This is a genomic window from Streptococcus sp. CL6.22 (assembly GCF_049738055.1).
Classification (GTDB): domain Bacteria; phylum Bacillota; class Bacilli; order Lactobacillales; family Streptococcaceae; genus Streptococcus; species Streptococcus mitis_DJ.
Genome location: NZ_JBKOTV010000003.1, coordinates 23,600 through 49,276, shown reverse-complemented (window position 1 = coordinate 49,276; position 25,677 = coordinate 23,600). Strand labels below are relative to the sequence as shown.

Genomic DNA, 25,677 nt, shown 5'->3' with positions numbered 1-25,677 from the left:
AAGGAGGTTGTTAGTCTCGATGAAAGGCAAGCAACAACAAGATTTTAGAGTAGAAAAATACATCCGTTATGGAATTCGTAAGTATAGCTTTGGAGCAGCATCAGTAGCGATTGCGGCTGGTTTGATGTTCCTTGGAAATGGTGCAGTATCAGCCTCAGAAACAGCAGTTAATGGGAATGGTTCTGATGTAGCTGTAGTATCAGCTAATACTGAAGATAATCAGGATAAAGTTGTAACTCCTGTAGTAGACAATAAGGAAGTTAAAGAAGAAGCTAAACCTGAAGCAGTGACTCCTAAAGTAGAAGAGTCTAAAAAGGAAGAAGTACAAAAAACTGAAGAAGTTACAAAAGAAGAAGCTGCTCCTAAACTAGACAAGTCTCAGCTTGAATCTTATGTTAATGAAGTAGCTGGGAAACTCGCTTCTGGAAAATATGCAAACAAGACAGACGAAAGTTTGGCTCTTTTGAATGCTGACTTGGAAGCAGCTAAGACAGCTCTTTCAAATGCTACAAGCCAAGATGAATTGAAGGCTGCCTACAACAAACTTGTTACAACTGTTAACTCAAAATTAAAAAATAAACCAGTAGAAAAGAAAGAAACACCAGCAGTAGATACTACCAATGGTAAAGAAACTGTCGGAAAGAAAGCGGAAAATACAGAGAAAAAATCTGACTCAAACGCTATCGAAAACACAGGTTCAAAAGATGAGCGTAACGGTAAAGAACTAGTAGAAGGTTCAAACCTACGTTCAGCTAATGAAGGGTATACACTAGCATCTACCGAACTTAGAAAAGAAAACGGTGAGTTTGCAACAGCTACTGGTAAAACGTATAAAGAATTAGATAGCAATGCTGCATATAGAATTTATGTAAAAGGATTCCAATCAGAAAACACAGAAGAAGTTGCTAAAAACAACCCACAACCTGGTACTGGAGCACGTACTGACCTTCCGTTATCAAAAACAGAAGCACAAAAACTTGGACGTGAAGCAGCGATGTGGAATAATAAGCTTCGTGCAAGTGGTCAAAATAATAATACTAACCCATATGGATCAGGTGGAGCTTATGAATATCTAGCAACAGAAATTTATGGATACACATATGAACAAGGTAACCACTATGTTTATCTAAAAGATGTAACAAAACGTTTCGAGTTAAACGATGCAGCAAAAACAGCAGGCTATACTATCAAGAAAGTCACTCCAATGAACTTGCCGCCAGGTTTAGGCTATAACGCAAATTCGGATACTGTAGAAGGTTATATCGGAGCCAATATCCAGAATGGGGTGTACGACTTCCGTTATGAATTAACTGTAGCAAAAGGTGATACTGAGCAAAAAGTGTACTTCCGTGACCTACAAGCTGGTTGGATTGGTTGGCAAGATTCAACAGCACCTAGAATTCAAGGTGTTTCAACAATGGTTACTATTGGGGAAGATGTAAGCCATAGTCTACAATATGTAGATAATGATGGAGTAAATAGAGATACACGAGCAAACTATCAACGTGAAGATGGCTCTAAGTTTGTAGCTGGATCAAAAACTGCTCCAAGTTCAACTGCTAAAAAAGCAGAATTTGTGGCAGCTGATGGAACAACTGTTAAATCAATGAATAATCCTCAAACAGTTACTGCTTATACAACATTAAATGGTAAGACTTTAGGTAAAAATGGTGAAAAACCTGTATCACTTGATGATACTATTCCGGGGTTAACTTATGCACCAGAAACAGGTTTAATCACAGGTAAACCAACAGAAGCAGGAATCTTTACTGTAGCAGCTATGGCGAAAGACTATAACTCGGCTTCTGCATGGAACATGAATGGTCAAGAAGCTCATGAAAATATTACAATCGCAGTAGCACCTAAGATTACTGTTAAGAATGTTGAAGCATATGCAACAAGTGTACCAGTTACAATTTCAAATGGAGCTAACAAAGCAGAAATCACAATGCCAGATGGAACAGTTACAAAACTTGTAGCTAAAGATGGTAACTGGACAGTTGCAGCAGGTACTACAAATACAGCAGTTCAAGAAGGCGCGGTATTAGGAGCAGTTGCGGCTTCAGGAGAATCAACTATTAACTTAACAGTGACTCCGGAATCTACAAAATACGTTGGTGTTGATAGTATTGCGGCTAAAGCAACAACTGATAAAGTACAAGCACACTTACAACGTGAGACGGTAACTGTTAAAGATCATAACAACAAAGAATATACAGCGACATTTAACCGTGCGACAGGTAAATATACACTTCCAAATGAAGATGCATATCAACTTGAAGAAAGTGGAGATAATTCAATTCTTACAGAAAGACGTGTATATACAGAAGCACAAGCTAACGGTGATGTTAAGTTATTTGTTTACGAATTTACACGTACATGGAATGCTAAATCTACAGCGACAAGTCTAGCTGATAAGATTGCTGAAATTCGTACAAATGGTGAAGTAACAGCTGTAGGTGATGTGTTCCGAACAGAAACATTATTACCGAATGATCAAACTTCTTCAACTCAAGGGCGAACTATTAAAGTAAGTTATGATTCTGCATCTGATCAATGGAGTGCATCTGATGGGTCTACGGTGACAGCTACTAAATCGAATGCGGGATGGAAAGTTTCAACAACTTCAGGATTTAGCGGATATATAGCTTATCGTGAAGCAGTAGGAACAGACTTAGCATCAATTCAAAATGATAAACCAACAGGGACTTCAACAAGTTATTCAGAAACAAAAGGTACATCAGTAGACTTAATTAAATCTACTAAAGCAAATGTAGCATTCACAGATACAATCGATGATAAAACATCAGCTACAGATTCTGATACTATTAAAACAAAAGTAACAGCAACTGCACCAGATGGAACAGTAACTACTTTTGATGGAGCTCAAGCAGAAGAAACAGCTTATATTCAAGCACAACGTACAGCTGCAGCTAAAACTCAAGCGGCAGCAACAGCTGTAAAAGAACAACAAGATGCTCAAAATGATTTAGCAAGCTTACAAGAAAGATTAGATCGTCAAACAAGAGCTGTAGAAGATGCTCAAGTAGCATTAGATAACTTAAAATTACGTACGATTTCGCCAACAGCCCAACAAATGGCTCAGAAAACACTGGAAATAGCAAAAGAAATTAAAGCGAAACTTGAAGCGGATATTGAAGCTGCGAAAGGAACGGTAGCAACTCGTGATACAGCAGTTAATGCATCTCGTCAAGAAGCTTTAGAAGCTGAAAAAGCGGTAGAAACTGCGCGTGAAGCTCTTAAAACAGCTGCAGAAGCAAACCTAGCTAAAGCTAATGCTTATGTATTATCTCAAAAAGGACGTTACAAGGTAACAGCAAGAGCAGTAGACTCAAACGGTGTTGTGACAACTCCAACAGTAGATGGAACAGATGCTGGTGAAGTTACAGAAGATGCAGTAGCAGAAACAACTTACTACATCGTAGTAACAGAACCAGAGAAATCATCAGGCGCTCAAGGTCAAAAACAAACTGACTCAATGGCCGACAATTTCAATGATGGAAAAGAAGGAACTACAGTATCAAATTATAAACTAGTAGATCCAAAAACAGGGGCAAAAGTTGAATCTGTAACAACAGAAGAGGGAACATACACTGTAGATCCAACGACAGGTGAAGTGACGTTCACTCCAGTAGAAGGATTTGTAGGAACTGCAAATCCAGTAACAGTAGCGGCTGATGTAACATTTAATGATGAATCAGGAAATCCAGTAACAGTAGCAGTAGAAAATGCATATACACCAACTGTATACGGAATTGCACCATCTGCAGATGAAACTACAGGAAAACAAGGTCAAACTCAAACATCTATTTCTGGAAAAGATCGTTTCTCTGAATTAAATAACACAGATAATACACTTGATGGCACAAATGTTGACTGGACAACAGCAGCATACTCATTAGAAGGAGCTAATGCTGAAGGTAAAGTGGTAGTTGATGGAGAAGGAACATACTCAATCGATCCAACAACAGGTGTAGTAACATTTGAACCACTTCCAACATTTACAGGAAAAGCTAAAGGTGTTAATGTACAAGTATCAGTAACAGCAACTGACTCAGAAGGAAACAAAGTTCCGGTTACTTCAAAAGGGGCGTATACTCCAAAAGTAACACCAGTAGTACCAACTGGAGAGGGTGTAACTTCAAGTGGTAAACAAGGTCAAGAGCAAACAGGAACACCTAAATTTACACAAGGTGATGAAACAGCTCCAATTACTATTAACGAAAAGCAACCAGCTAAATTTGTAGTAAATGGACAACCAGTTGATGACAAAGAAATTCCAGCTACAAAAGATGGAAAAGAAGTTGGTAAATACGTAATCGATCCGTTAACAGGTGTTGTAACGTTTAAACCAAACAAAGACTTTGTTGGTACACCAGATCCAGCAACTGTTGAAGTTAAAGATAAGAATGGAACACCAGCAACAGCAACTTACACTCCAACAGTAACTCCAGTAGTTCCAACAGCCACACCGAAAGAAACTTCTGGAAAACAAGGACAAGCTCAGACACAAGATACTGAGACAATGTTCACAAAAGGTGATGAAGTAGCACCAATTGATAAGACAACTGTTAAATTGGTAGTCCCAAGTGGTAATGAAGTAACCACAATGCCAGCTCTTAAAGATGGTAAAGAAGTTGGAACCTACACAATTGATCCAACAACAGGAGTAATCACATTCCAACCAAACAAAGACTTCACAGGCACACCAGATCCAGCTAAGGTTGTAGCGAAGGATACTAACGGAACTAAGGTAGAAACAACTTACACCCCAACAGTAACCCCAGTAGTACCAACAGCAGAACCAAAAGAAACAACTGGAAAACAAGGTCAACCACAAACTCAGGAAACAGAGTCAATGTTCAAACAAGGTGACGAAGTAGCACCAATTGATAAGACAACTGTTAAATTGGTAGACCCAAGTGGTAATGAAGTAACCACAATGCCAGCTCTTAAAGATGGTAAAGAAGTTGGAACCTACACAATTGATCCAACAACAGGAGTAATTACATTCCAACCAAACAAAGACTTCACAGGCACACCAGACCCAGCCAAAGTTGTTGCTAAAGATACTAACGGAACAAAAGTAGAAACTACTTATACACCAACAGTAACTCCAGTAACCCCAACCGCGGACCCAGCTGAAACAACAGATATTCAAGGTAAAACACAAACAGGTAAACCAACATTCACACCAGGTGCTGATGAGGTGCCAATGAATGATGAAGTACCAGCAACCTTCGAAGATGGTTCAACAGAAAAAGTCATCCCAGGAGAAGGAACATACACAGTAGCACCAGACGGCACAGTAACGTTCACACCAGAGAAGACATTCACAGGTAAAGGAACAGGCGTAACGGTTAAACGTGTAGATAAGAATGGTACCCCAGTAACAGCTAAATATACACCAAACGTGACTCCGGTAACTCCAACTGCAGACCCAGCTGAAACAACAGACATCCAAGGTAAAGAACAAAACGGTAAACCAACATTCACACCAGGTAACCCAGAAGTACCAATGGACGATGAAGTACCAGCGACATTCGAAGACGGTTCAACAACTAAGACAATTCCAGGAGAAGGAACATACACAGTAGCACCAGATGGAACAGTAACCTTCACACCTGAGAAAACATTCACAGGAGTAGGAACAGGCGTAACAGTTAAACGTGTAGATAAGAACGGTACCCCAGTAACAGCTAAATACACCCCAACAGTAACACCAGTAACTCCAGAAGGGACACCAGCTGAAACAACAGATATCCAAGGTAAAGAACAAACTGGAAAACCAACATTTACACCAGGTAACCCAGAAGTACCAATGGATGATGAAGTACCAGCAACCTTTGAAGATGGATCAACAACTAAGACAATTCCAGGAGAAGGAACTTACACAGTTGCACCAGATGGAACAGTAACATTTACACCTGAGAAAACATTCACAGGAGTAGGTACAGGCGTAACAGTTAAACGTGTAGATAAGAACGGTACTCCAGTAACAGCTAAATACACCCCAACAGTAACTCCAGTAACTCCAGAAGGAACACCAGCTGAAACAACAGACATCCAAGGTAAAGAACAAAACGGCAAACCAACATTTACACCAGGTAACCCAGATGTACCAATGGATGACGAAGTACCAGCAACCTTCGAAGATGGATCAACAACTAAGACAATTCCAGGTGAAGGAACATACACAGTGGCACCAGACGGCACAGTAACGTTCACACCAGAGAAGACATTCACAGGAGTGGGAACAGGAGTAACAGTTAAACGTGTAGATAAGAACGGTACCCCAGTAACGGCTAAATACACCCCAACAGTAACTCCAGTAACACCAGTTGGAACACCTGCAGAATCTGAAGGTCCTAAAGGCCAACAACAAACTGGAACACCAGTCTTCACCCCAGGAAACCCTAATGTACCAATCGATGAAGATGTACCACCAACATTCGAAGATGGAACAACTACAAAAGTTGTACCAGGAGAAGGAACTTACACTATCGACAAAGATGGTAAAGTAACATTCACTCCAGAAAAAGACTTCGTAGGAAAAGCTAAAGGTGTGACAGTTAAACGTGTAGATAAGAACGGTACACCAGTTACTGCTACATATACACCAACAGTTCGTCCTGATACTTCATTCGTTGATAAAGATGGCAACCCACTTTCACCAACAGAAGATGGAACTAAACCAACTAAAGATATCCCAGGATACAAGATTGTTAAAACTGAAGTAGACGAAAAAGGAAATACAAAACACATCTATGAAAAAGTTACAACAACTTATAAAGATAAAGATGGCAATGTAATTCCAGGAACAACTACTGAAGAAGGTACAACTCCTAAGAAAGATATTCCAGGTTACCGCTTCGTAGAAACTAAGACTCTTCCAAACGGAGACACAGAACACATCTATGAAAAGGTTAAGACTTCATTTAAGGATAAAGACGGTAATGAAATTCCAGGTTATCCAACAGAAGATGGCGACCAACCTAAGAAAGATATCCCAGGTTACCGCTTCGTAGAGACTAAGAAACTTCCAAATGGTGATGTAGAACACGTTTATGAGAAAGTTTCAACACCACTTATTCCTCAAACAGAGCCAGGTAAGCAAAATACAACTACTTGGACTGATGAGAATGGAAATCCATTGAAACCAACGGAACCAGGTTCTAAAGAGCCAGGAACAATTCCAGGTTACGAATATGTCAAGACTGTGACTGATCCAAATGGAAATATCAGACATATCTTTAGAAAAGTTGAGATGCCAACTCCAAGACCGGTTGAACCAAGTCAACCAGTACAACCAGTTTCTCCACAAGAGCCAACAAGCCCTGAGAAACCAGTAACTCCAGACATGCCAGCAGTGCCTGAGCAACCAAAACAACCAGCAACACCTAAATATGTTGAAGGTCAAAAAGAGTTGCCAAATACTGGTACAGAAGACAATGCCCGTCTTGCGGCACTTGGACTTCTTGGAGTCTTGAGTGGATTTGGACTTGTAGCTCGCAAGAAGAAGGAAGATTAAGATTTCTAATTGATATGATTTGTTAAGAGTGAACAAACTATCCGGAAAACTGATGAATCGAATGATTCATCAGTTTTTTGCTAACCAGAAAAATAACTGAAAAATTTTTGAGAAAGCTAAGGTATTTTTTTGAAATTTTTTGATAAGTTAAAAACCGAATAATGAAATATTTGGATGAATCAGCATCTTTAGTACATCAAAATAGAAAGATTAAAAATGGTAATATAAATGTGGCAACAAGCTCTATAAATCCAGTTTATCCATTTATATAAATTATAAAAATACGATAATTTTAATTGAAATTTAAATAGGTTATTTTTGGAAATAACATCCAAAAAACCATGGTTTTAAAACACGAACTATATTATTTAAAAAACGGTATAAAATTCGTAAAAATCAATTGTAAAGATTGAAAAATATAAAATAAAAACTGAAAGTTTTGTAGAAGTTTGATATTTCAAAACAAAAGTACTTGCAAAATGTTTTAAAATGTGATATTATAATTATTCATGTTAATTGTGGATAATAAATTTTCCTCTTTTGAGTTTTTGAAGGAGGAATTTTTATTTTTTGCTTGACTAACTAACATGATAAAAATTTCCAATTTTTTCTGAAAATGGATTTGCTAATATTCGATAAAAAATGGTAAAAATTGCTTTTAATATTACTAAAAAGAGGACGAATACTTAAAAATAAAATATATTTATTATTATAAATAATAAAAATAAGTTTGAAAACTAAAATTTATTTATTATAGTGTAAATTTTTAATTGAATTACTTGCTTACAATATAGAAGTGTGATATCATTAAATTGTATCTGAAGTACGAATTTTCGACATACAAAACATTGTCATGTTAAGTGTTTAAAATGCCGAAATTTTTTTGTACATAAGTACATTAAAAAATAAAATAAATAAATAAGGAGGTTGTGAGTCTCATGCAAGGCAAACAACAACAAGATTTTCGAACGGAGAAGTACATTCGTTACGGTATTCGTAAGTATAGCTTTGGAGCAGCATCAGTAGCAATTGCGGCTGGTTTGATGTTCCTAGGTAACGGTGCAGTATCAGCGACTGAAGTACAATCAGCTGAAACAACTATTTCAACACCTACTCCTAGTCAAGATGATAAGGATAAGGAAAAGGCCGAGCCTAAAGCTGAAACAGTAGAAACTGCAAAACCTGAAACTACAAAAGCTGCAGAAGTAAAACCTGAAGTCAAAGCAGAAGAGGCTAAGAAAGTAAACAAGGCTATCCTTGAAGCAAGTATTGCGACTTTAGAGTCTAAACTTTCAACTGCTAAATATGCAGATGCTACAGTAGTAAGCTCAGCTAAGGAAGTATTGGCAACAGCTAAAGCAACTCTTGCCAAAGCAGATGCTAGCCAAGCAGATGTAGATGCCCAAGCAGAAACTGTATCAGCTTTGAGCACAGTTGTAACTGAGTCAAATACTGCTGGTTTCGATAAGAAACAAGCAGCTGAAAAAGAAGCAGCAAAAGCTGAAGCAGAAAAAACTGCAACTCCAGTTGAAAAAGCTCTTTCAGTAGCTGCAACAACTCTGACACAAGTATCGTCAGAAGCTGAAGTAACGAATAAATTGGCTGAAACTGAGCTTGCTAAGGCAGATGTCAAAGAAGAAAACAAGGCAGCGGTTACAGCAGCGGTAGCTAAAAATCAAGCAGTTCTTACTGAAACTAAGGCTCTTCTTGCTGATAAGAGTGTCACAAAAGAGCAAGTAGATGCTCAATTGGAACGCCTTAACGAATCAATCCTTGCAGTTTACAATGAATTGAAAAATGCAGGAATCGGCCGTGACGGTAAGTTTGCAGTAAACTTGGCAGAGGCTCAAACAACAGCGCTTAAAGATGCAAGTGCTGAAACAGGGAAAAAATGGTTAGAAGATCATGGATATTCTTCATTATCAGATATCAAAGTAAGAACTAAAGAAGAAAATCTAAAAGAAATTAAAGACTTAAACGACCAAATCCAATGGTTAGACTTTGGAGATACAGCCGCATGGACAAATCTAACTGCATCTAACCAACTTCAAATTGGTTCTACATATACAAAAGAATTGATTCCTGGTTATATCGTTACTATGAAGGTTAAAGAGCTAAAACCATTTGAATCAACTGAAACATTCAAAAACCGTGTTGCAGGAACTGATTTAGAAAGTTCATACCAACCGGATAAAGAAAATAAATTTAATCCTGAAAATGGTGCAACAGGGTTAGGTGCAAATCCTCAAAACAGATATACTCACGTTGCTAATGCTGGTCTGACATCTGGTAAAGCTAAAACAACAATCGCAGGAACAAACCCTGCTGGCCAACCTAAAAATGGTCAAGCAGCTGGGGTTAAATTCGATGTAACAGCGACTTATAATGGTAAACCTGTAAAACCTGGTATTGTTATGACATCTGGGGAAGATATTGGAACTCTTGAGTCTGAAATTTATACAACTAATGGTACTCCATGGGACTTAGCTGCGATTGTTGGTTATGGTTCAAATAAAAATGCATATGTTCCACTTGATAAATTTAAAGATATGAATGGTGGTAAAACTGCTATCCTTAAATGGCAAGATGAAAAATTCTATAATGCTCTAAGTGGTGAAAAATTTGCTACACCTGATGCTTCTACTGCAGGTCTTGGATCTCAAGTATTCGGTGGATACCGTAATAATGGTGGAGCAGGAACTCCAGTATTATCTACGGCAAATGTAACTGAAGTAGGTTTATACATTATGTCTTCTGGACAACAATCTTCTATGATTGGTATCAAGTTCTCTGACTTCGGAGATCTTCCAGAATCTTATGGAATGGCTGAACACTACTTAAGAACACAATCTATTGATTATGATACAAAAGCAATTAAACAAATCCAACAACCATACTTAGGTAAAGTAAAAGCGGATATCGACTCTGCACCAGGTACTCATGTACGTGGAATAGGTTCTGATGATGCTACAGAAACTGGAGATGAAGGTGTAGATCAACTTATTGCAGAGGAAAATGTACATATCAACAAAGATACGGGTCGTCCAGAAGTACAATTAGTTAGAGGTCCGGAGAACACTTATAAAGTTAAAGTTCGAGCTTCAGCTAATGGTAATGAAAAATACACAGATACCGTTGCACCAGCTTATGTGCGTGGATTTATCGACTTCAATGGAAATGGTAAATTCGATAAAGGTGAAGAATCTAACATTGCAGAAGTAAATGGAAATGATCAAACAGTAGAATTAACATTTACAAACACTCAAGTAATTGACACTACTAAAGATGTAGTAAACTTCCGTGTTCGTATCGCAAAAGATGAAGCTCAAGTAGAAAGACCAAATGGAATTGCATACTCAGGGGAAGTAGAAGATAACCAAATCCAAGTAATTCACCCACCACGTGGAGATAAAGAAGAGACTACTGGTAAACAAGGCGAAACTCAATCTGTAGGTATCGAATTCAGAACACGTGCATTAGGAGACGATGCATCTGACCTAGGTTCTAACAACGGTAAAACTACATTCAACTCATACGGTAAAATTCAGTATACTGAACAAAGTAATGTAATCAGTGCTGAAACTACTAAGAAAGCTCAAGGTGGCGTTAAAATTGTTGATGGTGATAACCTAGTTGATACCCTTAAAGTTCCAGGTCAAGGTACATACACAGTAACAGAAGATAAAGTAACCTTCACTCCAGAAGCTAACTTCGTAGGTAAAGCTGATGGTATTGCACTACGAGCAGTGGACTCAAATGGTCAATCTACTGGATGGACTGCATTAACAGCTCAGAACGAACTTGAAAACATCAATGATGGTACACATTCAACGACTACAAAAACAATGGATGCTGTTTATATTCCAACAGTAACTCCAAAAGAAATCACTGCAGATCCAGAAGAATCAACAGATGTTCAAGGTAAAGAACAGAAGAAAACACCAACATTTAAAACAGATGGAGATACTGCTACACCAGTAACACCAAGTGCTACTTACCCAGCTAAATTAGTAGATCCAAAAACTGGCGATAAAGTTGACTCTGTAACTGTAGATGGAGAGGGAACTTACACAATCGATCCAGCAACTGGAGAAGTTAAGTTCCAACCACTTCCAACATTCAAAGGAACTGCTTCAGGTGTTGACGTAACATTAACAGCACCAGTAGGTCAAGATAAAGATGGCCAACCTGTAACTGCGACAGCTACTACAAAATACACTCCAACAGTAACTGCTGTAGAACCAACAGCTAAACCAGCTGACTCAGCAGGTGTACAAGGTGAGACTCAAAAAGGAACTCCTACATTCACAGCAGGAAATGCAGAAGTACCAATTAAAGAAAACTCTGTAAAACTATTAAATCCAGATGGAACAGAAGCAAATGGACCAGTAGATGCTTTAGATGAAAAAGGAAATAAAGTAGGGGAATACACAGTAGACCCAGCTACAGGTGAAGTAACATTCACACCAACAGACAAATCTTACACTGGTAAAGTAACACCAGCTAAAGTTCAAGCTGAAGATAAAAATGGAAGCAAAGTAAACACTACTTACACTCCACACATCGTAGGTGTCACACCAACAGCAACACCAGCGGAATCTTCAGGTATCCAAGGACAACCACAAGATGGAACTGTATCATTTGCACCTGGTGAAACAACGGTAGAAGGTAATAAAAAATCAGTTCCAATCAAAGCTAACTCAGCGGTTCTTCTTGATGCTTCAGGTAACCCAGTAGCTCCTGGTACTCCAGTAGATGCTTTGGATCCAGAAGGAAATAAAGTAGGGGAATACACAATTGACCCAGCTACCAACAAAGTAACCTTCACACCAACGAATAAAGAATACAAAGGTAAAGTACAACCAGCTAAGGTTCAAGCAGAAGACGAAAATGGAACAAAAGTTTCAACAACTTACACTCCAACTATCGTAGGTGTAACACCAACTGCTCAACCAGCTGAAACAACTGATGCACAAGGTGTTGAACAATCTAAAGAAGTAACCTTCAAACCTGGTAAAGCAACTGTTAACGGTGTCGAAAAAGAAGTGCCAATCGACACTACTTCATACAAACTGTTAGATGAAAATGGACAACCAGCAGAATCAGTACCAGCTAAAAACCCAGCAGGAGATGTTATCGGTACATACACACTTAAAGTTGTAGACGGTAAAGCAACTGCGGTATTTACACCAACTGATAAAACATATTCAGGAGAAGTTACACCAGTTACGATCCAAGCTAAAGACACAAATGGAACTCCAGTAACAACAACTTATACTCCAAATATCACTCCAGTTGAGCCTACAGGAACTCCAAAATCTACTGAAGGTGCACAAGGACAACCTCAAGAAGGAACTCCAACATTCACACCAGGTGATGCTAAAGTTCCTATGAAGATCGATGCTGAACAACCAGCTAAATTAATCGATCCAGAAACAGGTGAGCCAACCGACAAAACAACAATTCCAGCGAAAGACGCTAACGGAAAAGAAGTTGGTACATACACAATCGATCCAACAACAGGTAAAGTAACATTCACACCAAATAAAGACTTTACGGGTACTCCAGTACCAGCAACAGTTCAAGCGAAAGATGCGAATGGAACTCCAACAACAGCTACTTACTCACCAACTGTTAAACCAGTAACACCAAAAGGTGTAGATACATTCACAAAAGATATCCAAGGAGCGACACAAAAAGGAACTCCTGAATTCAAACCTGGTAAAACAATTATTGATGGAAAAGAAGTAGAAGTTCCTATTGATACTAAAGAACCAGCTAAATTAATCGATCCTAAAACTGGTCAACCAGTAGACTCTGTAACAATTGAAGGAGAAGGAACTTACACAGTAGATCCAGAAACTGGAGAAGTAACATTTAAACCAGATCCTCAATTCACAGGAAAAGGAACACCAATCAAAGTCCAAAGTAAAGATACAAACGGAACACCTGTAACAGGTGATTACACTGCAGTAGTAGTTCCTGCAGATCCAGATGGAGACCATGTAGCAACTGCGGATATTCAAGGTGCAGAACAAAGTGGAACACCGCAATTCCATGGTGGTAAAGCGATGATTGATGGTGAAGAAAAAGAAGTACCTATCGATGAAAATGTACCTGCCAAACTAATTGATCCAACTACAGGACAAGAAGTTGATGAAGTTGTAACAGATGAAGGAACATACAGAGTAGATCCAGATGGAACGGTTCACTTTAAGCCAAAACCAGATTTCGTAGGAAAAGCTAAAGGTGTAACTGTAAAACGTGTTGATACAAATGGAACACAAGCAACTGGCACATTTACACCAACAGTGGTTGGAACTTCTCCAAAAGCAGAACCAGCTAACTCTAGTGATATTCAAGGTCAAACACAAGAAAAACCAGTTAAATTCACAGGTGGATCAGCGGTTGTTAAAGATCCTGTAACAGGAGCTAAGACAGAAAAATCTGTAGATATCGATCCAGATACTTACACATTATTAGGTGAAAATGGAAAACCAGCACCAGAAGTACCAGCTAAAGATCCAAAAGGAAATGTAATTGGTAAATATACTCTTAAAACAGAAGATGGTAAAGATCCAGTTGTAGTATTCACTCCAACAGATAAAACTTACGCAGGTCCAGTTCAACCAGTAACAGTTCAAGCGCAAGATAAAAATGGAACTCCAGTAACAACAACTTACACTCCAAATATCACACCTGTTAAACCAACTGCAAAAGGAACAACTTCTGAAGGTGCACAAGGTCAAGAGCAAAGTGGAACTCCAACATTCACTGAAGGAAACACTAAAACTCCAATCGATCCAACTGTACCAGCTAAACTAATCGATCCAGAAACTGGTGAACCAACTGATGAAACTTCAGTAGAAGTACCAGGAGAAGGAACGTACACAATCAACCCAGAAACTGGTGAAGTAACATTCAAACCAGAACCAAACTTCACAGGAAAAGCACAAGGTATTGAAGTTCAACGTAAAGATACAAATGGAACTCCAGCTACAGCTAAGTACACACCAACAGTTAAACCAGTAACACCAACGTCAGATGACGTAGTATCTGAAGATGTACAAGGTGCTAAACAAACCGGAACTCCAGTATTCACACCAGGTAAAACAACAGTTAACGGTAAAGAAGTAACTGTAGAAATCGACGAAACTGTTAAACCAACATTCGACGATGGAACAACTACTAAAGAAGTACCAGGAGAAGGAACTTACACTATCGATGAAAATGGTGTCGTAACATTTACTCCAGAACCAAACTTCACAGGTAAAGCTAGCGGTGTAACAGTTAAACGTGTTGACAAAAACGGAACAGAAGTAACTGCGAAATACACACCAACAGTTAAACCAGTAACACCAACTGCAGACGGTGTAACAACAACTGATGTTCAAGGTGCTAAACAAACTGGTAAACCAGAATTCACAGCAGGTAAAACTACAGTCAACGGTGTAGAAAAAACTGTAGAACTTGATGATACTAAACCAGCTACATTCGAAGATGGTTCAACTACGAAAGAAGTGCCAGGAGAAGGAACTTACACAGTAGCTCCAGACGGAACTGTAACATTCACTCCAAATAAAGACTTCACAGGTCAAGCTAAAGGTGTAACAGTTAAACGTGTTGACAAAAACGGAACACCAGTAACAGCTAAATACACTCCAGTAGTGTTACCAGTAACGCCAGCAGGTAAAGACGTAACATCAATCGGTGAAAAAGGACAACCTCAATCTGAGACTCCAGTGTTCACACCAGGAACTACTAAAGTAAACGGTAAAACTATAACAGTACCAATCGACGAAACAGTAGCTCCAACATTTGATGATGGAACAACTGAGAAGAAAGTACCAGGAGAAGGAACTTACACAATCGATAAAAATGGTAAAGTTACATTCACTCCAGAACCAGACTTCGTAGGAAAAGCTAAAGGTGTAACAGTTAAACGTGTTGACGAAAACGGAACACCAGTAACAGCTAAATACACACCAACAGTATTAGGTAAAACAACTACAGAAAACGTAGTATCTGAAGGTGCTAAAGGACAACCTCAATCTAATACTCCAGTATTCAAAGGTGATGTAGACACTACAGTAGCTCCAACGTTTAAAGATGGATCAACAACTAAAGAGGTACCAGGAGAAGGAACTTACACAATCGATAAAGACGGTAAAGTAACGTTCACTCCAGAACCAAACTTCGTAGGAAAAGCTACTCCAGTAGAAGTTGTACGTAAAGATAAAAACGGTAAGACAATCAAAGCTTCTTACACACCAACAGTACGTCCTGACACTAAATTTGTAGTAGTAGGAAAAAATGGTAAAGAAACTGAAATTATCCCATCTAAAGATGGTAAGAACCCATCAGAAAAAATCTCAGGATACAAATTTGTTAAGACTGAAACGGATGAAAAAGGTAACACTAAACACATCTACGAACCAGTAACAACTAAACATGTAGATAAGAACGGTAACCCAATTCCAGGAACAGAAACTGAAGAAGGAACTAAAGAAGCTAAGAAACTTCCAGGATACAAAGTAGTAGAAACTCGTAAACTTCCAAATGGAGATACAGAGTATGTATACGAAAAAGTAACGACATCATTCGTAGATACTGACGGACACGTAATCGAAGGAACTACAACTGAGGAAGGAACAACTCCTAAGAAAGATATCCCAGGATATAAATTTGTAGAAACTAAGACTCTAGAAAATGGAGACACAGAACATGTTTACGAGCGAGTAACAACAACATTCAAAGATAAAGATGGTAACCTTATTACTGTTGATAAAGACAATAACCCAGTTGAGTCAACAGAAGAAGGAGAAAAACCAGCTAAATCTATCCCAGGATACAAATTCGTAGAAACTAAGAAACTTCCAAATGGTGATGTGGAGCACGTATACGAAAAAGTAACAACTCCAGCACCAACACCATCAGTTGAAAAACCAAAAGGATTGATCAGAGATACTGAAGGAAATGTAATCCCAGGATTTGAATTCGATATGTTGTCACCAGTCCTAGATATTCCTGAATATGAATATGTTGAAACAGTGACAGAAAAAGATGGAACAGTTAAACATATCTACAGAAAAGTGAAGAAATCACCTTTACAACCAAATGTTCAGCCTACAAACAATCGTGCTACGATTTGGACTGATGAAAATGGAAATCCATTGAAATCATCTGAATCAGGAGCCAAAGAACCAGGAACAATTCCAGGTTACGAATATGTGAAGACTGTAACGGATCCAGCTGGAACTATCAAGCATATCTTCAGAAAAGTTGAAATGCCAACTCCAGTTGATCCAACTCAACCAGTACAACCAGTTGAGCCAGCTACTCCAGCAATGCCTGAACAGCCAGCTAAACCTCAAGTACCGGCTACTCCAGCACAACCAGTACAAGATGCACAAACTCCAGTGTCGAAAGACACTGAAACTAAACGTGAATTGCCAAATACTGGTACAGAAGACCATGCTAGCCTAGCAGCACTTGGACTTCTCGGAGTATTGAGCGGATTTGGTCTTGTAGCTCGCAAGAAGAAAGAAGACTAAACTTTCTAATTGACATGATTTGTTTGTAATGAACATATCATCCCTAAAGCTGATGAATCGAATGATTCATCAGCTTTTTGCTGTTGTTACCAGAGTTACAGAGTGGACATAGAAATCAGGCTCTCATACTCTTCGAGAATCTCTTCAAACCACGTCAGCTTCCATCTGAAACCTCAAAACAGTATTTTGAGCTAACTTCTTAGTTTGCTCTTTGATTTTCATTGAGTATCAGTTAGGAAATATTAGTTATACTTTCTTCTTTTGGAGAAAATATGGTATAATAGAGAGTAAAAACTTTGAAAGAAAGAAAAAGATGAATTTAAAAGATTACATTGCAACAATTGAAAATTATCCAAAGGAAGGCATCACCTTCCGTGATATCAGTCCTTTGATGGCTGATGGAAATGCTTATAGCTACGCTGTTCGTGAAATCGTTCAGTATGCGACTGATAAGAAAATTGACATGATCGTGGGACCTGAGGCTCGTGGTTTTATCGTGGGCTGTCCAGTTGCCTTTGAGTTGGGAATTGGTTTTGCACCTGTTCGTAAACCAGGCAAATTGCCACGCGAAGTTATTTCTGCTGACTATGAAAAAGAGTACGGTGTTGATACCTTGACTATGCACGCAGATGCTATTAAGCCAGGTCAACGTGTTCTGATCGTAGATGACCTCTTGGCAACAGGTGGAACTGTTAAGGCAACCATCGAGATGATTGAAAAACTTGGCGGTGTTGTGGCAGGTTGTGCCTTCCTTGTTGAATTGGATGACTTGAACGGCCGTGAAAAAATCGGTGACTACGATTACAAAGTTTTGATGCATTATTAATGAAAAACAGTCCCTAGGGCTGTTTTCTCTACATTAGGATATAAAAATAGACTATAGCTAGTTAGAGAAAAACTATAATTGAAAACTATATCTTCTTGCAGTATAATAAAAGGACTAAGTGTTTGAAATTTGGTTTCAAACATATGCAATTATTCCTGAAAGAGTACAGTTAGGAGAGGGTTATGCCGATTCGAATTGATAAAAAATTGCCAGCTGTTGAGATTTTACGGACAGAGAATATCTTTGTCATGGATGATCAACGTGCGGCCCACCAAGATATCCGTCCCTTGAAGATTTTAATTTTAAATCTTATGCCACAGAAAATGGTCACAGAGACCCAGTTGTTGCGCCATTTGGCCAATACACCCCTGCAACTGGATATTGATTTTCTCTATATGGAGAGTCACCGTTCTAAAACAACTCGTTCAGAACATATGGAGACCTTTTATAAAACTTTTCCTGAAGTCAAGGATGAGTATTTTGATGGGATGATTATCACGGGTGCTCCAGTTGAGCATTTACCATTTGAGGAAGTGGACTATTGGGAGGAATTTAGCCAAGTGCTTGAGTGGTCTAAGACTCATGTCTATTCGACCCTTCATATCTGTTGGGGAGCTCAGGCTGGACTCTATCTTCGCTATGGAGTGGAAAAATACCAGATGGACAGTAAGTTATCGGGTATTTATCCTCAAGATACTTTAAAAGAAGGGCATCTTCTCTTTAGAGGATTTGACGATAGCTATGTATCTCCTCATTCACGGCACACGGAGATTTCTAAGGAAGAGGTCTTAAACAAAACCAATCTCGAGATTTTATCAGAGGGTCCTCAGGTTGGGGTTTCGATTTTGGCTAGTCGTGATTTACGAGAAATTTATAGTTTTGGGCATTTGGAATATGACCGTGATACCTTGGCAAATGAATATTTCCGAGATCGTGATGCAGGTTTAGATCCACATATTCCAGAAAATTACTTTAAGGATGACGATGTCAACCAGACACCTTGTCTTTGTTGGTCTTCATCAGCAGCCCTCTTTTTCAGTAACTGGGTGAATTATGCGGTCTATCAGGAAACCCCTTTTGACTGGAGAAAAATAGAAGATGATGTATCCGCATTTGGGTATTTATAAGAGGAATTATGACATATTTAGACGCTTTTAAATCAGGGAACTTGGTTTTACCGAGTGCCCTGCTCTTGCATTTTAAGGAACTCTTTCCTTCCAGCGACGATTTTCTGGTCTGGCAATTTTTCTATTTGCAAAATACGACAGGCTTAGAAGAAATGTCCCCAAGCCAGATTGCTGAAAGGATTGGTAAGGAAATTTCGGATGTCAATCAGGCCATTTCCAATCTGACGGAAAGGGGTCTGCTTCAGTATCGAACCATCGAATTGAATGGTGAAATTGAATTGCTTTTTGATGCAAGTTTGGCTCTGGAACGTTTGGATGACTTGCTTGGAGCTGCTCATTCAAGTTCAGACCAGTTGACACCTCAAAATCAGCTTAAAGATTTGGTGGAAACCTTCCAGCAGGAATTAGGACGCCTGTTGACCCCTTTTGAGATTGAGGATTTGACAAAGACGCTAAAGGAAGATGGAACTAGTGCTGGCTTGATTAAGGAAGCTCTTCGTGAAGCTGTTTTGAATGGTAAACCAAACTGGAAGTACATTCAGGCGATTTTGAGAAACTGGCGCCATGAAGGTATCAAAAGCGTGGCTCAAATTGAGGCTAAGCGGGCAGAAAGAGAAGCAAGCAATCCTCAGTTGGCACAGGTATCTGCAGATTTCAGAAATGCCATGGATCTATGGAAGGATTAATTGTTACAAGCAGGATTGAAATCCGAGTAAGATTTGCAAGCTGTGTCTAATTGTGATAAAATAAATAGAAAATAAATTGAAAAAAGAGGTATGTGAAATGTCACGTAAACCATTTATCGCTGGTAACTGGAAAATGAACAAAAATCCAGAAGAAGCTAAAGCATTCGTTGAAGCAGTTGCGTCAAAACTTCCTTCATCAGACCTTGTTGAAGCAGGTATCGCTGCTCCAGCTCTTGATTTGACAACTGTTCTTGCTGCTGCAAAAGGTTCAAACCTTAAAGTTGCTGCTCAAAACTGCTACTTTGAAAATGCAGGTGCTTTCACTGGTGAAACAAGCCCACAAGTTTTGAAAGAAATCGGTACTGACTACGTTGTTATCGGTCACTCAGAACGCCGTGACTACTTCCATGAAACTGACGAAGATATCAACAAAAAAGCAAAAGCAATCTTTGCAAACGGTATGCTTCCAATCATCTGTTGTGGTGAGTCGCTTGAAACTTACGAAGCTGGTAAAGCTGCTGAGTTTGTAGGTGCTCAAGTATCTGCTGCATTGGCTGGATTGACTGCTGAACAAGTTGCTGCATCAGTTATCGCTTATGAGCCAATCTGGGCTATCGGTACTGGTAAATCAGCTTCACAAGACGATGCACAAAAAATGTGTAAAGTTGTTCGTGACGTTGTAGCTGCTGACTTCGGTCAAGAAGTTGCAGACAAGGTTCGTGTTCAATACGGTGGTTCTGTTAAACCTGAAAACGTTGCTTCATACATGGCTTGCCCAGACGTTGACGGTGCCCTTGTAGGTGGTGCGTCACTTGAAGCAGAAAGCTTCTTGGCTTTGCTTGACTTTGTAAAATAATCAGTAGCAAAAGCTAGGTGGAACAGCATTCAGATGTCTGTTCCATTTTTTATAGGAGAGGAAAGATTGAAAACAAAGATTGGAAAAATTGGATTAGCAAGTGCCTTTTTGCTTGGATTGATCGTTAATCAGGTGGCTGCAAATGAAGCTGAAGTGAAAGCATCTTCGGAAGAAAGCAGTGTTCAAGCTTCTTCTAGTAAGGTAGAAGAAAAGAAATCAGAAACGACTACAAGTCAAAAAGAAGAAGAGAAAAAGGTTGAGACTTCTTCTAGTCAGCGTCCAGAGAAAAAGGAAGAAGTAAAAGAGACGCGAGCTAGTAGTCAGAAAGAAGAAAGTAAGCCAAATTCAACATCAGCACATTGGGAAGGTGACTTCTATGTAAAAGCAGATGGTTCAAAAGCTAAGAGTGAATGGATTTTCGATACTAGCTACAATAGTTGGTTCTATATAAAAGCAGATGGTCGTTATGCCCAAAAAGAATGGCATGGAAACTACTACCTCAAAGCAGGTGGATACATGGCTAAAAATGAATGGGTTTACGATAACAATTATAAGAGCTGGTTCTACCTCAAGGCAGATGGTTCTTATGCAGAACAAGAATGGCAGAAAATCAATGGCAAATGGTACTATTTTAAGAAGTGGGGCTATATGGCTAAAAGTCAGTGGCAAGGAAATTATTTCTTGAATGGTCAAGGTGCCATGATGCAAAACGAATGGCTTTACGATAATCATTATAAGAGTTGGTTCTATCTTAAGGCAGATGGTTCTTATGCTAATGAACAGTGGCAAAAGATTGATGGCAAGTGGTATTATTTCAAGAAGTGGGGCTATATGGCTCAAGATGAGTGGCATGGAAACTACTATCTTACTGAAAGTGGTGTCATGGCAACAGGTGAGTTAATCATGGACGATACTCGTTATACTTTTGCTGATTCAGGGGAACTGAAAGAAAAGAAAGCCTTGAATGTTGGTTGGGTTTATCGAAATGGACACCGTTATTTCTTTAACCATCGTGAAGAACAGGTCGGAACTGACCGTGCTAAGAAGGTTATTGATGTCAGTGAGCATAATGGCCGCATTAGTGATTGGAAAAAGGTTATCCAGGAAAATGGAGTTGATGGAGTTATTGTGCGCTTAGGATACAGCGGTGTAGAAGATAAGGAATTGGCACATAATATTCAAGAATTTAATCGACTAGGTATTCCTTATGGTGTTTATCTTTATACCTATGCAGAAAATGAAACAGATGCTGAGAATGATGCTAAGCAGACTATTGAACTCTTGAAGAAATACAAGATGAACTTATCTTATCCAATCTACTATGATGTTGAAAACTGGGAGTATGAAAATAAATCTAAGAAAGCTCCAGCAGATACAGACACTTGGGTTAAAATTATCAATAAGTATATGGAAACCATGAAGCATGCTGGTTACCAAAACGTGAAAGTTTATAGCTATCGTCAACTTTTGCAAACTCGTTTGAATCATCCAAATATTTTACAACATGTAAACTGGGTTGCTGCCTATACGGATGCGCTTGATTGGAACAATCCTCATTATTCAGGAGAAAAAGGATGGCAATATACTTCATCTGACTCTCTTAAAGGGATTCGGGGTCATGTTGATGTTAGCGTCTGGTATTAAGATGTAAAACTTAGAAAAGAGCCTACAAATTGTATGCTCTTTTCTTTATTTTATCTCTGTTAAGAGAGTTTGAAAGTGACTGGATTTCATTCTAAAAAATTCTTAAATTATCAGTCTATTGCAACTTTTCTCATGTGAGTCATTTGGCTTGCTATTGGTTTTCCTTAGTAGTATACTAAGGTAGTAATCATTAAGAAGTGGTTACAAATAATAATGAATGAGGTAAAATAAAATGGTAGAATTGAAAAAAGAAGCAGTAAAAGACGTAACATCATTGACAAAAGCAGCGCCAGTAGCATTGGCAAAAACAAAGGAAGTATTGAATCAAGCTGTTGCTGATTTGTACGTAGCTCACGTTGCTTTGCACCAAGTACACTGGTATATGCGTGGTCGTGGTTTCCTTGTATGGCATCCAAAAATGGATGAGTATATGGAAGCTCTTGATGGTCAATTGGATGAAATCAGCGAACGCTTGATTACACTTGGTGGAAGCCCATTCTCTACATTGACAGAATTCCTTCAAAACAGTGAAATCGAAGAAGAAGCTGGTGAATACCGTAGTGTTGAAGAAAGCTTGGAACGTGTCCTTGCTATCTACCGTTACTTGTCAGAACTCTTCCAAAAAGGTTTGGATGTCACTGATGAAGAAGGTGACGATGTGACAAACGGTATCTTTTCAGATGCTAAGACTGAAACGGATAAAACAATCTGGATGCTTGCAGCAGAACTTGGACAAGCACCTGGTTTGTAAGAAATAATAGCAACATATATAAATCTGTAAGAAATTTCTTACAGATTTTTTCTATCTTGTAAGCTATCCCAAACCAGTCTTTTTTCGAGTTTTTTGATAAAATAGTACTATCAGTGAAAAGGATGGAAGCATGACTAAGAAAATCGTAGCTATTTGGGCCCAGGATGAAGAGGGTGTGATTGGTAAGGACAATCGCCTGCCTTGGCATTTGCCAGCAGAACTGCAACACTTTAAAGAAACAACTCTGAATCATGCTATCTTGATGGGGCGTGTGACCTTTGATGGAATGGGACGTCGCTTGCTTCCAAAACGGGAGACCTTGATTTTGACACGTAACTCGGAAGAAAAGATAGATGGGGTTACTACTTTTTATGATATCCAGTCTGTTCTCGACTGGTATCAGGGACAAGACAAGAATCTCTATATTATCGGTGGGAAGCAAATTTTTCAGGCTTTTGAACCCTATCTTGACGAAGTGATTGTGACTCAAATTCATGCTAAGGTTGAAGGAGATACTTATTTCCCTGAAGAATTTGACTTGTCTCTTTTTGAGCCAGTTTCAAGCAAATCCTACACCAAAGATGAGAAGAATCCTTATGATTTTACCATCCAATACCGCAAGAGAAAGGAAGTCTAATGGAACGTAGTATATTTGGTTTTTTCACAGCCATGCTGTGCTTGGTCTGTTTGCTTGCAGGAGCACAGGCTTTTCGTAAAAAGCGTTATGGACTTTCTGTCCTGCTCTGGTTAAATGCCTTTACCAATTTGGTCAATAGTATCCATGCTTTTTACATGACCTTATTTTAGATAGAATGACAGTATAGAATAGAACGGAAGGAAATCATGCCTACAACTAGGAATAATGATATGATGGTTTATTGCTCATTTTGTGGCAAAAGCCAAGAAGAAGTACAAAAAATAATCGCAGGCAACAACGCCTTTATCTGTAATGAATGTGTGGAGTTGGCCCAGGAAATCATTCGAGAGGAGTTGGCTGAGGAAGTCTTGGCAGACTTGTCTGAGGTACCAAAACCAATTGAACTCCTCCATATTTTGAACCACTATGTAATCGGTCAAGATCGTGCCAAACGTGCCTTGGCAGTAGCAGTTTACAACCACTACAAACGTATCAATTTCCACGATACGCGTGAAGAGTCGGAAGATGTAGATTTGCAGAAGTCAAACATCTTGATGATTGGCCCAACTGGTTCTGGGAAAACTTTCTTGGCCCAGACCTTGGCCAAGAGCCTGAATGTGCCTTTTGCCATTGCGGATGCGACAGCTCTTACTGAGGCTGGTTATGTGGGTGAGGACGTGGAAAATATCCTTCTCAAACTCTTGCAGGCTGCTGACTTTAACATTGAGCGCGCAGAGCGTGGCATTATCTACGTGGATGAAATTGACAAGATTGCTAAGAAGAGCGAGAACGTCTCGATCACACGTGACGTTTCTGGTGAAGGGGTGCAACAAGCCCTTCTCAAGATTATCGAGGGAACTGTTGCTAGCGTGCCGCCTCAAGGTGGACGAAAACATCCGCAACAAGAGATGATTCAAGTAGATACCAAAAACATCCTCTTCATCGTGGGTGGTGCCTTTGATGGTATTGAAGAAATTGTCAAACAACGTCTGGGTGAAAAAGTCATCGGATTTGGTCAAAATAATAAAGCGATTGATGAAAATAGCTCTTACATGCAAGAAATCATCGCAGAAGATATTCAAAAATTTGGTATTATCCCTGAGTTGATTGGACGTTTGCCTGTCTTTGCGGCTCTTGAACAATTAACAGTAGATGATTTGGTTCGTATCTTGAAAGAACCAAGAAATGCCTTGGTGAAACAGTACCAAACCTTGCTTTCTTACGATGATGTCGAGTTGGAATTTGACGACGAAGCTCTTCAAGAGATTGCCAATAAGGCTATCGAACGCAAAACGGGTGCGCGTGGTCTTCGCTCGATTATCGAAGAAACCATGCTAGATGTCATGTTTGAAGTACCGAGTCAGGAAAATGTGAAATTGGTTCGCATCACAAAAGAAGCTGTCGATGGAACGGATAAGCCAATCCTAGAAACAGCTTAGAGGTAACTATGGAAATCAATACACACAATGCTGAAATCTTGCTCAGTGCGGCTAATAAATCCCACTATCCGCAGGATGAACTGCCAGAGATTGCCCTAGCAGGGCGTTCAAATGTTGGTAAATCTAGCTTTATCAATACCATGCTGAACCGCAAGAATCTAGCCCGAACATCAGGTAAACCTGGTAAAACCCAGCTCCTGAACTTCTTTAATATTGATGACAAGATGCGCTTTGTGGATGTGCCTGGTTATGGCTATGCCCGTGTTTCTAAAAAGGAACGTGAAAAGTGGGGGCGCATGATTGAGGAGTACCTAACGACTCGGGAAAATCTCCGTGCAGTGGTCAGTCTAGTTGACCTTCGTCATGACCCGTCAGCAGATGATGTGCAGATGTACGAATTTCTTAAGTATTATGAGATTCCAGTCATCATTGTGGCGACCAAGGCAGACAAGATTCCACGTGGTAAATGGAACAAGCACGAATCAGCAATCAAAAAGAAATTAAACTTTGACCCAAGTGACGACTTTATCCTCTTTTCATCTGTCAGCAAGGCAGGGATGGATGAAGCTTGGGATGCAATCTTAGAAAAATTGTGAGGAAAAGAA

The 25,677-nt window shown here is 39.2% G+C and carries 12 protein-coding genes; all 12 read left to right on the top strand.

What is annotated here, in order from left to right; genetic code table 11:
• Positions 1 to 19 precede the first annotated feature (19 nt).
• The 12 genes from ACLNCW_RS02035 (at position 20) to yihA (ending at position 25,668) form a co-directional block, all read left to right on the top strand.
• Positions 20 to 7,552: a YSIRK-type signal peptide-containing protein gene (locus ACLNCW_RS02035; RefSeq protein ID WP_424845284.1), complete on the top strand. Its 7,533-nt coding sequence runs from the start codon at positions 20 to 22 to the stop codon at positions 7,550 to 7,552.
• A gap of 938 nt (positions 7,553 to 8,490) precedes the next feature.
• Entirely contained in the window at positions 8,491 to 17,106 is an 8,616-nt protein-coding gene (locus tag ACLNCW_RS02030; RefSeq protein ID WP_424845283.1) for a GEVED domain-containing protein, read from the top strand.
• 313 nt (positions 17,107 to 17,419) lie between these two features.
• Positions 17,420 to 17,932: an adenine phosphoribosyltransferase gene (locus ACLNCW_RS02025; protein ID WP_020902089.1), complete on the top strand. Its 513-nt coding sequence runs from the start codon at positions 17,420 to 17,422 to the stop codon at positions 17,930 to 17,932.
• Positions 17,933 to 18,114: 182 nt separating this feature from the next.
• Entirely contained in the window at positions 18,115 to 19,059 is a 945-nt protein-coding gene (gene metA, locus ACLNCW_RS02020; RefSeq protein ID WP_254754105.1) for a homoserine O-acetyltransferase MetA, read from the top strand.
• A gap of 8 nt (positions 19,060 to 19,067) precedes the next feature.
• Entirely contained in the window at positions 19,068 to 19,745 is a 678-nt protein-coding gene (locus tag ACLNCW_RS02015; protein WP_261043437.1) for a DnaD domain-containing protein, read from the top strand.
• Positions 19,746 to 19,842: 97 nt separating this feature from the next.
• The gene (gene tpiA / locus ACLNCW_RS02010) at positions 19,843 to 20,601 is read left to right on the top strand and encodes a triose-phosphate isomerase (protein ID WP_000087893.1); all 759 of its coding nucleotides are present in this window, start codon (positions 19,843 to 19,845) and stop codon (positions 20,599 to 20,601) included.
• A gap of 33 nt (positions 20,602 to 20,634) precedes the next feature.
• Positions 20,635 to 22,245 (top strand): choline binding-anchored murein hydrolase LytC, encoded by a 1,611-nt coding sequence (lytC, locus tag ACLNCW_RS02005; protein ID WP_424845282.1) that lies wholly within the window; start codon positions 20,635 to 20,637, stop codon positions 22,243 to 22,245.
• 232 nt (positions 22,246 to 22,477) lie between these two features.
• On the top strand, positions 22,478 to 22,996 hold the full coding sequence (locus ACLNCW_RS02000; protein ID WP_033682099.1) for a Dps family protein: 519 nt from the start codon (positions 22,478 to 22,480) through the stop codon (positions 22,994 to 22,996).
• A 130-nt stretch (positions 22,997 to 23,126) separates the two neighbouring features.
• Positions 23,127 to 23,633, top strand: a complete 507-nt coding sequence (locus tag ACLNCW_RS01995) for a dihydrofolate reductase (RefSeq protein ID WP_261057365.1) — start codon at positions 23,127 to 23,129, stop codon at positions 23,631 to 23,633.
• On the top strand, positions 23,633 to 23,803 hold the full coding sequence (locus ACLNCW_RS01990; RefSeq protein WP_000442260.1) for a hypothetical protein: 171 nt from the start codon (positions 23,633 to 23,635) through the stop codon (positions 23,801 to 23,803). The genes ACLNCW_RS01995 and ACLNCW_RS01990 overlap by 1 nt, the downstream gene beginning before the upstream one ends.
• Before the next feature lie 36 nt (positions 23,804 to 23,839).
• Complete coding sequence (clpX, locus tag ACLNCW_RS01985) at positions 23,840 to 25,072, top strand: ATP-dependent Clp protease ATP-binding subunit ClpX (protein ID WP_025169664.1); 1,233 nt, start codon at positions 23,840 to 23,842, stop codon at positions 25,070 to 25,072.
• An 8-nt stretch (positions 25,073 to 25,080) separates the two neighbouring features.
• A complete protein-coding gene (gene yihA / locus ACLNCW_RS01980; protein WP_000405202.1) occupies positions 25,081 to 25,668 on the top strand; it encodes a ribosome biogenesis GTP-binding protein YihA/YsxC in 588 nt (195 codons plus the stop codon).
• The last annotated feature ends 9 nt before the right edge of the window (positions 25,669 to 25,677 follow it).

Coding starts and splice junctions, on each gene's coding strand:
- ACLNCW_RS02035 (WP_424845284.1), top strand. CDS start 20: ATGAAAGGCAAGCAACAACAAGATTTTAGAGTAGAAAAATACATCCGT.
- ACLNCW_RS02030 (WP_424845283.1), top strand. CDS start 8,491: ATGCAAGGCAAACAACAACAAGATTTTCGAACGGAGAAGTACATTCGT.
- ACLNCW_RS02025 (WP_020902089.1), top strand. CDS start 17,420: ATGAATTTAAAAGATTACATTGCAACAATTGAAAATTATCCAAAGGAA.
- metA (WP_254754105.1), top strand. CDS start 18,115: ATGCCGATTCGAATTGATAAAAAATTGCCAGCTGTTGAGATTTTACGG.
- ACLNCW_RS02015 (WP_261043437.1), top strand. CDS start 19,068: ATGACATATTTAGACGCTTTTAAATCAGGGAACTTGGTTTTACCGAGT.
- tpiA (WP_000087893.1), top strand. CDS start 19,843: ATGTCACGTAAACCATTTATCGCTGGTAACTGGAAAATGAACAAAAAT.
- lytC (WP_424845282.1), top strand. CDS start 20,635: ATGTCTGTTCCATTTTTTATAGGAGAGGAAAGATTGAAAACAAAGATT.
- ACLNCW_RS02000 (WP_033682099.1), top strand. CDS start 22,478: ATGGTAGAATTGAAAAAAGAAGCAGTAAAAGACGTAACATCATTGACA.
- ACLNCW_RS01995 (WP_261057365.1), top strand. CDS start 23,127: ATGACTAAGAAAATCGTAGCTATTTGGGCCCAGGATGAAGAGGGTGTG.
- ACLNCW_RS01990 (WP_000442260.1), top strand. CDS start 23,633: ATGGAACGTAGTATATTTGGTTTTTTCACAGCCATGCTGTGCTTGGTC.
- clpX (WP_025169664.1), top strand. CDS start 23,840: ATGCCTACAACTAGGAATAATGATATGATGGTTTATTGCTCATTTTGT.
- yihA (WP_000405202.1), top strand. CDS start 25,081: ATGGAAATCAATACACACAATGCTGAAATCTTGCTCAGTGCGGCTAAT.